Source organism: Sulfurimonas autotrophica DSM 16294 (assembly GCF_000147355.1).
Classification (GTDB): Bacteria; Campylobacterota; Campylobacteria; order Campylobacterales; family Sulfurimonadaceae; genus Sulfurimonas; species Sulfurimonas autotrophica.
The window spans coordinates 1,988,447-2,003,242 of record NC_014506.1; the positions used below are offsets into that span (position 1 = coordinate 1,988,447).

The following is a 14,796-nucleotide window of genomic DNA, read 5'->3' on the forward strand; positions in this document are numbered from 1 at the left end:
AGATTAGATTATATTAATAAAATTCTTGAGACATCTTAAATTCTATAAATTCAAATTGTATATGCCCTTCAAATTTAATTTAAATATATTCATTACTCTGAAATAATATATACATTTTCAAGTAGTTCTTTGATACTTTCTTGTAGTTTCCCTACCCCTGCACTTTTTAAAATATTTCGTATTGTATTTGACTCAACTGCTTCTAATAATGGTAGAAATTCTAAATAATCCTTTTTAGGATTATCTGTTAAAACTATACTTTCTTCTCCATCTAGCATAGTTGCTAGTCTAATAACATCTGTAAGGTGTTTCTTGGCATCAGGGTGATTATCTTTTAAAAGATTTATATGAGCATGCATTTTTAGAGGGATTAGAACTTCAGGAGTTGCTACATGAAGCCCATCAATATTTGTAGTGTGTTTTATCAGTAACTCAAAATAATCTTTGTCTAAAAGTATTGCAGATAAATAATCATAGAACTCAGGTGTTTTGATAGGGATAATATGACTATCTTTTAGAATTTCTGAATCTTCTGTATGTATTGCAAACAGTTCAATTTGCTCAGGATATGTTTTATCCTCACTATCAAGAAATCTAAATAAATTATGTCTAGAATCATTATCGGTTCGTTGCTTAGTTTTGTACCCAGCAACTTCAATAAACCCAAGTAATTTTTTAATAAACTCTTCATTGTTTTTTGAGATAACAACTAAATCTATATCTTTAGTTGCACGAGCCACAAATCCTAAATCATTCATAACCATAGCAGTTGCAAGTCCACCAATAACCACATAGTCTTCGCTGTAATCTTTAAAATAATCTGTAAAATTTACTAAACCTTGAATCAATTTATCATACCTTTTATATCATTATATAGTTCACTCATAGCATCCATTACTCTACTATCTTCTACACTAACAGTATCTTTAAGAGATAAATATAGAGAGATTTTATCCACAATGTCATTTTGAATTTGAAGTGGTGAGTATCGCCATAATTCAAGTTCTATTAGCTCATTATCATACTCTTTTTCATATATAGATATTGGATTGTCTTGTTTTAGTATTTTATCAAATTGTTTTTTCTCAACCGCATAGATAGGTTTATAGTTTGTAATGTTTGTATAGACTGACAATGCACTATAAGAAGCTTTCACTTTTTCCTCAAAATATACTAAATCTTCTTTTTTAATAAAAACTCTATCTTGAACAGGAGATTTTAACTTGTTAAACATATTATCAATTTCAATATCTCGGTTTAATGAGTATTCATTCTTTCGTCCAATAGACTCTTTAGATAATAGCTCAAACTCAACTAGTTCATTTAAAGCCCTACTTGTACTCATCTTAGTAACATTAAATATGTCGGCACTCTCATTAATATCTAACTCAAAATATCTTTGTGAATAGGCATAAATTAAGATAGTTTGGGCTAATTTAGAGAGTTTTTTATTTGTACTCTTTTTCTTCTTAGTATTAATATCTTTTAAGTATATCAACAACTGTGGCAAATAAATAGATTCATCTGATATAAAAGAGATAGCATTTTCAATTAAATATTTTTTAGTAGAACTACTAATATTTTCTATGCTTAAAGCAATAGGTAAAGAGAGAGCTTCTTTAAAGAGCGATAAATGTTTTTTAATACTTTGTAAGTCTTGTTCATGAGTATGTAAAACAACTACATTAACATTCTCTATCTCAATGGTAAAAATTTCATAATTACTTTTTATCGCAACTGGTAATGATTTCTTATACTCTAACTTCATATGGCTTATAGATACATCTAAATGTAATATTTTTTCAAGATATGAAATTAGTTGATTTTTATTCTTCATATCTAATTGTAACATAAATTTTATCTATGTAACTATAAATAAGTTATAGACATTTAATATATGTTACATAAAATATTATTTCAGTTAGTTCGAATCTCTAATTATCCTTCGAACTCTAATCATAAATAGTTGTTTAGAATGATAAATAAATATGAAATTATTTCGCTATAATACTCCCAATATAACAGTTTGTTACAGTAACAAAAATGAAAATTGTTACAGTAACAGAGTTACCTCATACTTAACTACAAAATACCTCCCTATATAGGTGGTTTGATTGGGTTTATGATGTTATTAAATTGAGTAACTGTAACAAATGTATAGAGGGTGTTGAAACCACCAGCTGTAGGGGTGTTGTTTGATATAATTATTACCCAACCATTTTTCGAATCTCTGAGGGTCCACCATTTTTAAACCCCTAAAATACAAACTTCTAAAACATTTTAAAAACTCAAAAACCAAAATTTTAAGCTTTCAAAAAAACCACTTTCCATCCCATCAATTCATAGCACCCAGTTAAACTGCATTTATGATTTGAATTTAGGAAAAAATTGACTACAAATTAGACATTTTTGAAATATCAACATCTAGTAATATACATACTTCATTGAAAATTTTGTTTGCAAAATCAGAAAATTCTTGAGCTTCTTTTATCGTAGGTTTACCATTTGGCAATAACCCCATATCACCAGGGTATCTTGAATCTATATATAAAGTATTTGAATCTTCTAATATGTCTTCATTCTCTATTTGCAAATATTTTTCAACTCTGTCTTTTAACATAAGTACATCATGTTTTTTTGGTATTTTTTGAGTATTATATTCTAAGAGTGCTTTTAACGATTTTTCTATGGATTGTTGAGCATGAAAAGATGTCATATGCGTAATTAACTCTTCATCTTTAATTTTTTCCAATACTAATATATCGCCGTAGGAAGCTTTTAACCACTCTAAAGCTAGTGCAGAACTCATAAAAGAACAATCCCTTTATTTAAAAGTTCTTTTGAAAATGAACTATTGAGTTCTACAAATTTTTGATGCATAGTTTTTGTGTGAACAATAAGGTCTATTGCTATATCGCTTCTTAAATCTCTTATTGCTCTTGAGACTTTTTTTGTCAATGTACTTTTTTCTTTAAAAGTTTGAGGAAGAAAATCATCTTTTGTTACCACATATAAATCGATATCACTATCATCAGTTGGATTTCCATACGCATAACTTCCAAAAAGGATTACTTTATCTAGTTTTAATGGTTTTAATCTGATAATAATATTTTGTTTGATTATCTCTAAATCTTTCATAACATTATTATAACATTATTTTTTCTTTTTTCTTTTTTTGTATTTATAGCTAAATTCATTTCTGAAAACCGGCGAGGGTCATACCTCCCAGGGTTCGAATCCCTGAGGGTCCACCATTTTTATTTTAAATTTTCACAAAAAATTACAGCATATATAATGTATAATACTTTATATGAGAAACCTGCCCATACATGATGTCTTAGAAAATGTCAAGAACTCACTAAAAACCAACAACAGACTCATTTTACAAGCTCCTCCGGGTGCGGGGAAAAGTACTGTTGTACCTATTTCTTTGCTTGATGAGGCTTGGCTTGGTGATAAGATGATTATTATGCTTGAGCCGCGGCGAGTAGCTACGCGCACTGTTGCTTCCCAGATGGCGAAACTTTTGGGTGAAGAGCTGAGGCAGAGTGTCGGTTATCAGGTAAAGAGGGACAGCGTATACACGAAGCAAACCAAAATTTTAGTTGTGACAGAGGCTATTTTGGTTCGCAAACTCCAAAGTAACCAAACTTTGGATGATGTTGCAATGATTATTTTTGATGAGTTTCATGAGCGTAGTATTCATACTGATTTGTCACTTGCTCTGTCTTTACAGGTGCAAGAACTTCTTCGTGATGATTTAAAAATATTAATCATGTCTGCTACACTTGACTCCAATGAGCTTTCTTCTTTACTCGGTGAAGTTCCGCTCATCACTTCAAAGGGCAGAATGTATGAGGTTACAAATAAACATCTTGACATTAAGACAAAACAGCCTGATGCAAGGTCTCTCAACTCCTTACTTTTAAATACAACACTTAAAGCCATTAAAGAAAATAAGGGAGATATTTTAGTATTTTTAGCAGGAGTTAAAGAGATAAAGAATCTACAAAGTTCACTTTTAAACTCCTTGGGCTATAAAGATATCTTAATTTTACCGCTCTATTCTTCATTGCCAAAAAACGAGCAAGACAAGGCTTTATCCCCGTCTTCAAAGCGAAAAATCATACTCAGCACAAACATCGCGCAGACATCCCTTACTATAGAGGGCGTGAGGGTGGTTATAGACTCCGGCTTAGAGAAACAATCACGATATAACTACTCCAATGCTATGAATCATTTGGAGACGACTTTTATTTCAAAAGACTCGGCCGTTCAAAGAGCCGGTAGAGCAGGAAGACTCTCCAGTGGAGTCTGTTACAGACTGTGGCATGAGTCAAAACCACTGCAACAATCAACAAAACCCGAAATACTTCGAACAGATTTGTCTTCACTTGTGTTAGATTTGGCTTTATGGGGTGTTGAGGAATTTAATGAGCTGAAATTTCTCGATATTCCAAATCAAAAAATCATCCAAGAGACAAAAAAAGTTTTAAAAGAGCTCGCTATGCTTGATGACTCATTTAAAATTACCCCTTTTGGAAAAGACGCTCTTAGCTTAGGTCTTCACCCCAGATTTGCCTATATGATTTTAAAAGCCAATGATTTAGGTTTTGCATATGAAGCCTGTCTACTAGCCTCACTTTTAGGGGAAAAAGATATTTTCAAAAACTCATCAAAAGAGAGCGATATATTGTCAAGGTACACACATCTGTTTGAAAAAGATTTCAACAGTGAATACATAAATAGATTTAGGGCCAAAGAGGTTGTAAGCTCAGCAGAATTCTTTTATAAAAAACTCAAAAGTATAAAAAAGGTTGCAAAGAAAAACAGTTCGTTAAACAAAGACATACTCAGTGTACTACTTCTTTTTGCCTATCCTGACAGGCTGGCAAGGCGCAGAGCGAACAATGACAACAAATACATACTCAGCAATGGCAAGGGCGCGTTGTTACATGATGAGGACTCTTTATTTAATCAAGAGTATTTAGTTGTAGCAAATCTCCATGCACATGACAAAGACTCGGTTATAAACCTGGCACTTAGCATAACAATGGCAGATATAGAACAATACTTTTCTTCTTTCATTCTCAACAAAGAATCTATAACCTATAACAAAGAAGCGAAGAAGTTTGGCATAAGAAAGGAGACTTACTTTTTACAACTGCTGCTGCACTCCAAACCTCTTCAGCCGTCTGCAAAACAAGACTTGACAAAACTGCTTGTAGAATTAATAAAAAAAGAGGGCTTAGAGATTTTGACCTGGAGTAAAAAAGCTACAAGATTAAAAAACAGGGTAAACTTTTTAAATCATCATCAGGAATTTACAGACTTTAGCGATGAAGCACTGCTTGATTCGCTTGATGATTGGCTAGCACCTTACCTTTCAAACATTACAAGCATCAAAGAGCTTGAAGCCTTGGATGTTTACACAATGCTGCTCTCGCTATTGCCGTGGGATGCGCAGCAGCTTTTAGATACACAGGCACCTCCAAGTATCAAAGTGCCAAGCGATTCAAACATTTACATAGATTATGCAGACTACGAAAAACCCTCTTTACATGTAAAGATACAAGAGGTATTTGGTCTGCATGAAACCCCAAAAGTACTGAACAACACTCTGCCTTTGCAAATTCACCTCTTAACCCCGGCGATGACGCCTATACAAATCACATATGATTTAAAAAGCTTTTGGGAGAACTCCTACGCCGAGGTTAGAAAAGAAGTAAGAGGAAGATATAAAAGGCACTATTGGCCGGAGAACCCTTTTGAAGCTGTTGCTACAAATAAAACTAAAAAACACATGATGAAGAGTTAAAATAATGTTCTTTCAGCGTCTCTGTGATATAATAATATTATGCATAAAACAATAATTATATTTTTTCTTTTCAGTCTTACTCTTTTAATGGCAAGTGAGCCTATCACTCCATTGCCCCAGAATGTAAAAGTCAACCAAACAAAAGCAAAACTCGGAAAAGAGCTCTTTTTTGACCCTATTCTCTCGCATGATGACACTATCAGCTGTGCAACATGCCACAACTTGCAACAGGGTGGTGATGATGGACTCAAGTTTTCTTTTGGTATTAAAGGACAAGAGGGGATAGTTAATGCTCCTACTGTCTATAATGCCTATTTTAATTTCCGACAATTTTGGGATGGCCGGGCAAAAGATCTGCAAGAACAAGCCGCAGGACCTATTGAAAATCCTATTGAAATGGGCTCTTCCTTTGAGGAAGTCATAGCAAAACTCAAAAAAAGCAAATATAAAAAACTTTTTGATGCACTTTATAAGGAGGGCATTACCAAACAAACCATTAGTGATGCCATAGCAGAGTATGAAAAAACTCTCATTACTCCAAATTCTCGCTTTGACAACTATCTCAGAGGCGATGAAAACGCACTCACGCAAAATGAAAAAGAAGGGTATGAGCTTTTTAAGTCAAAGGGATGTGCAAGCTGTCACCACGGGGAAAATATTGGTGGCAACCTGTATAATAAATTCGGTATTTTTGACGAAACAAACTCAGAATGGCTGGGAAGATACAATATTACTCACAAAGAGAGAGATAAATATTTCTTTAAAGTTCCCTCACTTCGTAATATTGCAAGAACCGCGCCCTACTTTCATGATGGACGGACATATAATCTTAAAGAAGCTGTTCAAATTATGTCTCAGTATCAACTTGGCCGCCATATTACAAAAGAAGAGATTTCAAAGATAACAGCTTTTTTAAAATCACTCAATGGTGAACTTCCTAAAAATATTGAGCCCTGATGATAGAGAAATTTAAACAAGCCGACAGAACTACATTTATACTCTTTGTTTTTATTCTCTTTGTCTTCATTATGTTTGCTAATGGGTACAAAATAAAAGAGAGTATGAGCAATTTTTCCCTGCAAAGTAACAAAATAACAACTCTACAACTTATAGACAAAGAGCTTTACAACTTCACTTTTACTGCAAACAAATTTACAAACTATGATGAAGTTGTTAAGCAAGAAAAAAAGTTTCAGCAAACGTTTAAGAGCTTAAGCAATGATTTAGAAAAATACAATACAGATACTTCTGCTCTTCTAAAAGATATCTCAAAAAATTTTCAAAAGAAAGTCGAAGATTTAGAATATTTTAAAGCACAAAATTCTGCTCTTATCAACAGCTCGCACTTTCTTTTTGATCTGCATACAACTATTTCTGATGCTCCTGAAATTTCACTTCAGGCAAAAAACCTCACCAATGAAACTCTTTTTTATATTTTGAGATATGCTTCAAGTGACTATATCGATAAAAAAAGTATAGATAAAAAACTCAATAAGCTTAAAATCATTACCCATAATGAAAAAAGCCAATATCTATATACTTTTTACAGGCATTCTAAAGTAATGCTTCAAACACTCCAGTCACTCAAAGAGGTTTCACAAGAGATTCAAGCAAATCCTCTTTATGAACAAATAAAAGCGCTCAAGCTACATATTATACATGACTATGAAAGAAATCTTCAGCACCAAACATGGCTGGTGGGTACTTTTTTCCTCTTTACAGTTTTTATTTTGTTTGCACTTATTCTCTCTCATCTTGAGTCAAACAAAACAAAAAAAGAACTTTTAGCCTTTAAATATGCCATAGAACATAGTGACAATATTGTTGTTATGACAGATGCAGAGAAAAAAATCGTCTATGTCAATGAAACATTTGAAAAAGCAACTGGGTATAAAGCACAAGAAGTTCTTGGGCAAAATCCAAGAATATTAAAATCAAAACCCCAAGATGAAAATATATATAAAGAACTCAACACCAAACTTGCAAAAGGCGAAAAGTGGGAGGGGCAGTTTATCAACAAGAGAAAAGACGGCACTCTTTTGTATGAAAAAGCTTCTATTGTTCCCATATTTCTTCAAGGCAAACTCGTCAACTATATTGCTCTCAAGCTTGACATTACGGAGTATATAGAACAAAACAAAAAACTTGCCCAAGCTGCTACAGTTTTTGAAAATACAGAAGAGGTCATTATAATAGCTGATGTAGAAGGAAAAGTTGTCTCTGTAAACACTGCATTTACAAACATATACGGATACACATTGGAGGAAATAAAAGGAAAAAACCTCAGCTTTTTACACTCAGGAGTACAAGAGAAAAGTTTTTATAAAGATACCTGGAATCAGCTCATAGAATATGGCATATGGAAAGGAAAATTTGTCAATAAAACCAAGTCCGGAGAGATCATTCCTGTCTGGACAACGATTAAAAAAATCACAGACAGCAAAGGTGACGTTGTCAACTATATCATAGTGCAAACCGATCTCAGAGAGCTGGAAACTTCACAGGCAAAAGCTGATTATCTTGCTTATCATGATCCACTTACGGGGCTTTATAACCGCGTAAATTTTGAGGAATATTTAAAACATGCTTTAGTAGTAGCTCATAGAAACACCTCTCTCTTAGCTATACTGTTCATAGATCTTGACCGATTTAAAGTCATCAACGATACACTCGGGCACGACATAGGAGATGAAGTGTTAAAAGCTGTTGCTTCAAGGCTTAAAACTACACTCCGAGAGAGTGACTTTATCTCTCGCTGGGGCGGTGATGAGTTTGTTGTAATTTTAGAAAATCTGGCATCTGCAAGTGATGCGGCAATAATAGCTTCAAATATCATAGAAAACCTCGAAGAGCCCATAAATGTAGCCCAACATTCTCTTATCACTACCGCGAGTATCGGTATAGCCCTTTATCCGGAAAATGGGGAAGATTCACACACACTCATAAAACATGCCGACAGTGCCATGTATCTTACTAAAGAGACAGGAAAAAATAATTTCCGATACTATACTAAAGAACTCTCCGAAGGTATACAGCATAGACTAGACATTGACATGGCGCTTCGCAGTGCTTTACAAAACAATGAGCTCTATATGGTTTTTCAACCACAATACAAGCTCAGTACAAAAACCATTCACTCTGCTGAAGCGCTCATCCGATGGCAGAATCCAACGCTTGGTAATGTTCCCCCTGATGAATTTATTCCTGTCGCTGAAGAGAACGGAACTATAATCCAACTCGGGTATTTTGTCTTTGAAGAGTCATGTAAAGCATTTAAAAAGATGAAGCATGCAAACTCCCAAATAAAATATATTGCCATCAATGTTTCTAGTTTACAGTTTAAAGAAGCCCATCTTTTAGAAACTTTTTTAGCCATAGCAACAAGACACAATGTCAAACCACATGAGATAGAGATTGAAATCACTGAACGCTTCATAATGGAACACACCATTGCCAATATGAATATTTTACAAAACTTCAGAAATCATGGATTTAAAATTTCCATCGATGATTTTGGTACAGGCTACTCATCTATGTCCTACCTTAAACAACTTCCAACCGACACCATCAAAATAGATAAGTCTTTTGTAGATGACATAGCACATGGAAGTTCAGATAATGTCATTATAGAAGCCATTATTGCTCTTTCAAAAACACTCGGTTATGTGATAGTTGCTGAAGGCATCGAAACACAAGATCAAGAAAATTTTCTCAGCAAAGCAAACTGTGACCTCGGACAAGGTTATCTTTTCTCGCGACCGGTTACATGTAAGGAGATTATTGAAAATTTTCGCGTTTAACCAGTATATTTTCAACCCTCAGGCATCTCTATGAAAAGAAGAGCTTTTTCTTAGGTGGCACTATCCAGAGGCTCTTTATAAGAGAGCATATATGCTTCAAAATCTTTGACACACAATGGTTTGGAAAAGTAGTACCCTTGTATCATATCGCAGCCTTTATCTTTGAGCCACTCATACTGCTCTTTTGTTTCCACACCTTCAGCCAACGTTGTAACATTTAAAATCTTTGCCGTCTGAAGAATGACATTTACAATTTCTCTGTCTTTTTCATCCTCTAGTATTTTATCAACAAAAGATTTGTCTATTTTGAGTGTGTCAAACTCCATCTCTGTTATTTGATGCAACGAAGAGTTTGCCACACCAAAATCATCAATCTCTACGGGTATACCCAACTCTTTCATGTGTTGTAAAAATTTCTGTGCCGCTTCATAATTTTGTACTGCTGTTCTTTCCGTAATCTCTACTGCTATACTCTTGTTATTCAGTCCATACTTTACAATAGTTTGCGCAAAAAAGAGACTAAAGTCTTCATCTTCAATATCATAAGAAGAGAGGTTAATAGCCACTTTTACATGTAAACCTTTCTGCTGCCATATTTTCTGCTGCATCGCAACATTTTTTGTGACAATTTTTGTAATTTTTTTAATGAGACCAAGTTCTTCTGCAACGTGTATCATATACTCCGGTGATATTGGCTTGTTGTTCTCATCTTTAAGCCTGATAAGTGCTTCACAATGAACAACTTTTTGTGTTTTTGCATCTACTATAGGTTGATAATAAAACTCAAATTTGTTATGTGCTATGGCATCTATAAGTCTCGTTTCTGTCTCAGCGTGATTGTTCAGCATCTCTTTCATTTTATCTTCATAAAATACTGTCTCTTTTTTATCTCTGCTCGCATAAGAAAGCGCTGTCATTGCCAAGTCTTTTATTTGTGAACTATTGTTACTGTCATCAGGATATTTTGCCATACCAAACCTACAACTGATAGGAATATGCCTTTGTTCTACCATAATGTTGTACGCGCACTCTTTAGCAATCTTTTTAACTATTTTGTCAAGAATATCTCTTGCTTCTATATTAATAAAAACACAGAATCTATCACCTGACAGATGATAAACTATATCTTCTTTACGAAGTATCTTTTTAATTATATCAGCTACCCTACAAAGTACTTCGTTTCCAAACTCAAATCCATACAGCAGATTAATGCTTGAAAAAGCGCGTATATTTATCATTGCCAGTGCAAAAGGTTTTTTATAATCTTTTATTTTTTCAACAAGAGCATTGGCATTTGGAAAACCGCAGATAATATCAGTGTAAGTCAAATAGTTTAGTCTTCTTTCATGGAGGAGTGCTTTTAAACCGGTTTCTACATTATTTTTAAAAGCAGTAAAAATATTTTCAAACAGTTCATGTTTTGTTATTTTTGCTTTTAAATAAAAGTCAATCTCCAATACCTCATCTGCATATGCAACTTCAAGATGCTTTTGCATTTTAAAGTTTGTTGCACTCTCAGGATAACTGTACTTTTTCCCTGATTGTCTAGTCAAAACAACCTGTTCACAAAATTCACTCTCAACTGTATGCTTACATATATAGAAAAATATTTCTTCTTCATCATTTTGTATCAAAAAATGTCTGTCAATCTTAGCTATGGCTTTATTTGCCGCTTCATGAAGCTTTAATGTTGTTATTTCATTCCAAAAACCTAAAATATCCTGAAGCATATCATCCTTGTTTAAATTAATGGCTCTGTTATCAATCCAAATATAGGAGCCGTCTTTACATTCTAAACGGTATTGATGTTCTAAGTAGCCCTTTTGAAAAAGTTCGCCTTGCGCACTCAAAACTTCTTCTCTGTCTGGCTCATAAATATGTTCTTGCCACCAAGATGGACTTGATTCAACTTCCTTGCGAGTAAAACCTGTCAGCTTTTCTATAGCATTTGAAACAGTAATTTGATAACTCTCATCTTTAAATATGCGCGTTCTATAGGCTACGAGCGGCAGATAGTGCAGTAACTCCGAAAGTTCTTCTTTTGTTTTATTTGACTCCGTGTTGTCTATAAATCCGACAATGCCTGCCGGTTTTCCTTTATAGATAATGCTCTGTGAAACAGCGATAACATCCAAAACAATACCATTTATGTTCAATTGCAGTTCATAATTTCGGGCTCCGACATCTTTGTTTTTTATTCTTGCGTCTTGCGTTTTTTGAATCTCTTGGCGAATTGCTTTTGACACACTCTCATCAAGCAGCATATCAGGCGTGTATGAAGAGAGTTTTTTTGCGTCTATTTTAAAATCTTCAAGCGTATAACTGTTCGCATATAAGATGTTTGGCTGGTATATAAAAATACCTACAGGTACATTGTCAAGTATAAATTTGAGCATTTGTTCATTATTATGCAGTTTATTAACGATGCTTTGTATAGCATCTGTTAAAGTCTGAAACTCTTGTGCCTCAAACTCAGGCAACGTTTTCACCGTGCCATCAGTAACCATTTCATCAACATTTTTACTTAAACTTGTAAGTTTTTTTATCATTGGATGTACAAGTATATAAATCAATATTACAGCCAGTGAAGAGATGAACATTATCATTAAAATTGCATAGAGTGTAGAGTAGTAAAAAGTTTTTAGTACTTCAGGTCTGAGTGTACTTTGTATACAAAAGTGTTTTGTAGCGCCCTCAAATGTGTTACAGAGGATTAATTTGTCAAAATTTTGCAATTTGTAACTGTTTTGCTTTGAGCCTCCAATAATATTGACATTCAATATGTTCGTATTTTTAAAATCATCGGCATTGAGTATTTTATAAATTACAAAAAGACCATTGCTTTTACCTCTATGAGCGTTCTGTTGTATCGGAACACTTAAAAGTAAAAGAATTTTTCCTTTTTTTACATAATCTATAAGAACTGTTTTCTTTGAAAGTTTAAGTTTATTCATATATGAAGTTAACAATTGGGGCGTAGCGGCAAGTTCCTTTTCTTTGGAATTATGAACAACTCTTCCATAGAGCATATCATATTTACTATTGAAAAACAGCATAGCATCTATATTTAAATTAATGAGAGTCTCATCACCGCCAAAGTCTGATTGTATGTATTTTTCTCGGCTTATACCTTTTACAAAGTTATAAGTCTCATCCCAAATTGCCCAATCTTTTGCAATATGTTCAAGATTATTTTTATATAAGTTTAAACTCTTTTGCAGGTAAGTATTTTGATTATTTAAAATTTCATTTGCTATTTTTTGTGTATTTGTTTTATAGTAAACCAATGTAATAGCCAAAGAAATAGATGTCAATAGCACAAAAAGTATAAATAAATAGCGTTTCCACTTGCCCAGCAGTGTCATGATAGGTATCCAAAGATATAAGGTTTCTACATTTTAAGATAAAATTAATAAAAAGGAGTTGAAAGGGAAATTTTAAAGAAGTTCAAGCCCAAAAGGGCTTGAGGGAGGATTATTATTTTGTTAATGCAGCTTTAGAAGCGTCAACAACTGCTGTAAATGCAGCCGCATCGTTCATTGCCATATCAGCAAGAATTTTACGATCAAGTTCGATACCAGATTTGTGAAGACCATTCATAAAAGTTGAATAGTTCATACCATTTAAACGAGCCGCTGCATTAATACGGATGATCCATAGTTTACGGAACTCACGTTTTTTCTGCTTTCTGTCACGGAACGCATACATTAATGAGCGTTCTATCTGCTCTTTAGCTTTTCTGAAATGTTTACGGCGACCGCTGTAAAAACCTTTCGCTAATTTTAGTATCTTTTTGTGTCTTCTTCTACGAACAACACCTGTTTTAACTCTTGGCATATCTTTCCTTTTGTTTCTTTACCTAGTCACATACATGTAATCAAGGTGCCACATCAATGGTGGACTTGCCCAACTCTATTAAAGAAGTTGGAGATTAAAAATCTATCAGCACTTAGCTGACGATCATTTCCTTAATGTTTTTCTCATCTGATTTAGCAACTACTTTTGGAGTGTTTTGCTCACGACGAGTTTGTGCATCTTGTTTAGTAAGAATGTGGCTTCTAAACGCAGTTCCGCGTTTAACTTGACCGTTTTTCTTAACTTTAAAACGCTTTACAGCGCCTTTTACCGATTTCATTTTTGGCATCGATAATCCTTTTCGTAAAATTTTGGAAGTGCAATTATACCCAAACTTTTTTAAAATGTTGCTATTTTTTGCTATACTCTGCCTATGAATTCAATAAAACATATACAAAACGCCCTCAAAGAGCTTGATGACGAGGTACAAAAAATTTTACTTGACTGGAGTATTCCTCTTAATGAAAAAGACAATCTAATGCTGCCTATTTTACAGCAAAAAAGAGTGCTTGACCAGACATTAGAAGATTTGACCTACCTCAAAGAGCATCCTCCGACACCGAATCAGCCCTGCGGTATTTCTAAATATAGAAATGATTAAGGAAATTTTGCTATAATTTCACCGCTTCTCTTTAGACCTGTGCAATGGTATACTGAGGTAATGTGTCAGGGTAGGAATACAGCAGCACGCCTTAGTATGCTATGTGCCGCAGCAATCTGGAGAGGGGCACCTAAAGCCTAAACTATTATAATAGAGGCTCAGAAAACAAAAAAGAGAAACTATGCTTTACATAGTAACCGCTCTCAAACCAGAAGCTCAAGCCTTTGTTGACAAATACAGACTTAAAAAAAATAAACTGCAAAACTACACACTTTTTCAAAATAAAAATATCAAGCTCATCATAAGCGGCATCGGCGTCAGTAATGCCAGACTTGCAACTCAGACACTCATAAACAATTTTGACATCACAGATGATGATATTTACCTCAACGTAGGAATTTGCGCAGCACCAAAAAGTCACAGTATAGGCGAACTTATAGAGGTTGGCGAAATTATATATAAAGATACCTCTTATTTATTAGGTGCAGATAAACAGACCCTTACATGTAAAGATGAAGAAGTTGCAAGTGAACAAGCAACTATAGTAGATATGGAAAGTTACGGGTTTTATGACGCTGTTTTCCATAACCCTGCCATTAAAAAATTTCATATTTTAAAAGTAGTAAGCGACCATTTTGAACCAAAAAAGGTAACAAAAGAAGGAACCAAATCACTTTTATTTAATGTTATAGATGATATAAATAGTATAACATTTGATTAGG

The 14,796-nt window shown here is 33.8% G+C and carries 12 protein-coding genes and 1 other RNA gene; 6 read left to right on the forward strand and 7 right to left on the reverse strand.

The genetic code is table 11. The features are described 5' to 3' along the window. Window positions 1-92: 92 nt before the first annotated feature. The 4 genes from SAUT_RS10170 to SAUT_RS10185 all read right to left on the reverse strand — a co-directional run bounded on the left by SAUT_RS10170 (window position 93) and on the right by SAUT_RS10185 (window position 3,138). The gene (locus SAUT_RS10170; protein ID WP_013327802.1) at window positions 93-848 is read right to left on the reverse strand and encodes a hypothetical protein; all 756 of its coding nucleotides are present in this window, start codon (window positions 846-848) and stop codon (window positions 93-95) included. After that, complete coding sequence (locus SAUT_RS10175) at window positions 845-1,852, reverse strand: hypothetical protein (RefSeq protein ID WP_013327803.1); 1,008 nt, start codon at window positions 1,850-1,852, stop codon at window positions 845-847. Before SAUT_RS10175 ends, SAUT_RS10170 begins: the two co-directional genes overlap by 4 nt. A gap of 540 nt (window positions 1,853-2,392) precedes the next feature. Further along, window positions 2,393-2,809, reverse strand: coding sequence for a HEPN domain-containing protein (locus SAUT_RS10180; RefSeq protein ID WP_013327804.1), 417 nt, complete (start codon window positions 2,807-2,809; stop codon window positions 2,393-2,395). Continuing rightward, entirely contained in the window at window positions 2,806-3,138 is a 333-nt protein-coding gene (locus SAUT_RS10185) for a nucleotidyltransferase domain-containing protein (RefSeq protein WP_013327805.1), read from the reverse strand. Before SAUT_RS10185 ends, SAUT_RS10180 begins: the two co-directional genes overlap by 4 nt. 172 nt (window positions 3,139-3,310) lie before the next feature. On the opposite strand from SAUT_RS10185, the gene hrpB reads away from it, so the two are divergent. Genes hrpB through SAUT_RS10200 form a run of 3 tightly spaced genes read left to right on the forward strand, consistent with a single transcriptional unit; the run spans window position 3,311 to window position 9,618 of the window. Then, complete coding sequence (hrpB, locus tag SAUT_RS10190; protein WP_013327806.1) at window positions 3,311-5,818, forward strand: ATP-dependent helicase HrpB; 2,508 nt, start codon at window positions 3,311-3,313, stop codon at window positions 5,816-5,818. 39 nt (window positions 5,819-5,857) lie between these two features. Beyond that, a complete protein-coding gene (locus tag SAUT_RS10195) occupies window positions 5,858-6,775 on the forward strand; it encodes a cytochrome-c peroxidase (protein WP_013327807.1) in 918 nt (305 codons plus the stop codon). Further along, on the forward strand, window positions 6,775-9,618 hold the full coding sequence (locus SAUT_RS10200; protein ID WP_013327808.1) for an EAL domain-containing protein: 2,844 nt from the start codon (window positions 6,775-6,777) through the stop codon (window positions 9,616-9,618). The genes SAUT_RS10195 and SAUT_RS10200 overlap by 1 nt, the downstream gene beginning before the upstream one ends. Window positions 9,619-9,668: 50 nt before the next feature. Here the strand turns inward: SAUT_RS10200 and SAUT_RS10205 are convergent, their stop codons facing one another. From SAUT_RS10205 to rpmI, 3 genes are all read right to left on the reverse strand, one after another. Then, window positions 9,669-12,983 (reverse strand): EAL domain-containing protein, encoded by a 3,315-nt coding sequence (locus SAUT_RS10205; RefSeq protein ID WP_013327809.1) that lies wholly within the window; start codon window positions 12,981-12,983, stop codon window positions 9,669-9,671. Window positions 12,984-13,095: 112 nt separating this feature from the next. After that, complete coding sequence (rplT, locus tag SAUT_RS10210; RefSeq protein WP_013327810.1) at window positions 13,096-13,455, reverse strand: 50S ribosomal protein L20; 360 nt, start codon at window positions 13,453-13,455, stop codon at window positions 13,096-13,098. A gap of 112 nt (window positions 13,456-13,567) precedes the next feature. Further along, window positions 13,568-13,762, reverse strand: coding sequence for a 50S ribosomal protein L35 (gene rpmI / locus SAUT_RS10215; RefSeq protein WP_013327811.1), 195 nt, complete (start codon window positions 13,760-13,762; stop codon window positions 13,568-13,570). Window positions 13,763-13,846: 84 nt separating this feature from the next. On the opposite strand from rpmI, the gene SAUT_RS10220 reads away from it, so the two are divergent. From SAUT_RS10220 to SAUT_RS10225, 3 genes are all read left to right on the forward strand, one after another. Next, window positions 13,847-14,074: a hypothetical protein gene (locus SAUT_RS10220; RefSeq protein ID WP_013327812.1), complete on the forward strand. Its 228-nt coding sequence runs from the start codon at window positions 13,847-13,849 to the stop codon at window positions 14,072-14,074. 28 nt (window positions 14,075-14,102) lie between these two features. Beyond that, window positions 14,103-14,200, forward strand: an RNA gene (ffs, locus tag SAUT_RS11210) — signal recognition particle sRNA small type. Window positions 14,201-14,255: 55 nt separating this feature from the next. Continuing rightward, window positions 14,256-14,795, forward strand: coding sequence for a nucleoside phosphorylase-I family protein (locus SAUT_RS10225; protein WP_013327813.1), 540 nt, complete (start codon window positions 14,256-14,258; stop codon window positions 14,793-14,795). Window position 14,796 lies beyond the last annotated feature (1 nt).

Bases quoted from the DNA above. Each gene is read 5' to 3' on its own strand.
- SAUT_RS10195 (WP_013327807.1), top strand. From the start codon at position 5,858: ATGCATAAAACAATAATTATATTTTTTCTTTTCAGTCTTACTCTTTTA.
- SAUT_RS10225 (WP_013327813.1), top strand. From the start codon at position 14,256: ATGCTTTACATAGTAACCGCTCTCAAACCAGAAGCTCAAGCCTTTGTT.
- hrpB (WP_013327806.1), top strand. From the start codon at position 3,311: ATGAGAAACCTGCCCATACATGATGTCTTAGAAAATGTCAAGAACTCA.
- SAUT_RS10180 (WP_013327804.1), bottom strand. From the start codon at position 2,809: ATGAGTTCTGCACTAGCTTTAGAGTGGTTAAAAGCTTCCTACGGCGAT.
- SAUT_RS10175 (WP_013327803.1), bottom strand. From the start codon at position 1,852: ATGTTACAATTAGATATGAAGAATAAAAATCAACTAATTTCATATCTT.
- SAUT_RS10220 (WP_013327812.1), top strand. From the start codon at position 13,847: ATGAATTCAATAAAACATATACAAAACGCCCTCAAAGAGCTTGATGAC.
- SAUT_RS10185 (WP_013327805.1), bottom strand. From the start codon at position 3,138: ATGAAAGATTTAGAGATAATCAAACAAAATATTATTATCAGATTAAAA.
- rplT (WP_013327810.1), bottom strand. From the start codon at position 13,455: ATGCCAAGAGTTAAAACAGGTGTTGTTCGTAGAAGAAGACACAAAAAG.
- rpmI (WP_013327811.1), bottom strand. From the start codon at position 13,762: ATGCCAAAAATGAAATCGGTAAAAGGCGCTGTAAAGCGTTTTAAAGTT.
- SAUT_RS10200 (WP_013327808.1), top strand. From the start codon at position 6,775: ATGATAGAGAAATTTAAACAAGCCGACAGAACTACATTTATACTCTTT.
- SAUT_RS10205 (WP_013327809.1), bottom strand. From the start codon at position 12,983: ATGACACTGCTGGGCAAGTGGAAACGCTATTTATTTATACTTTTTGTG.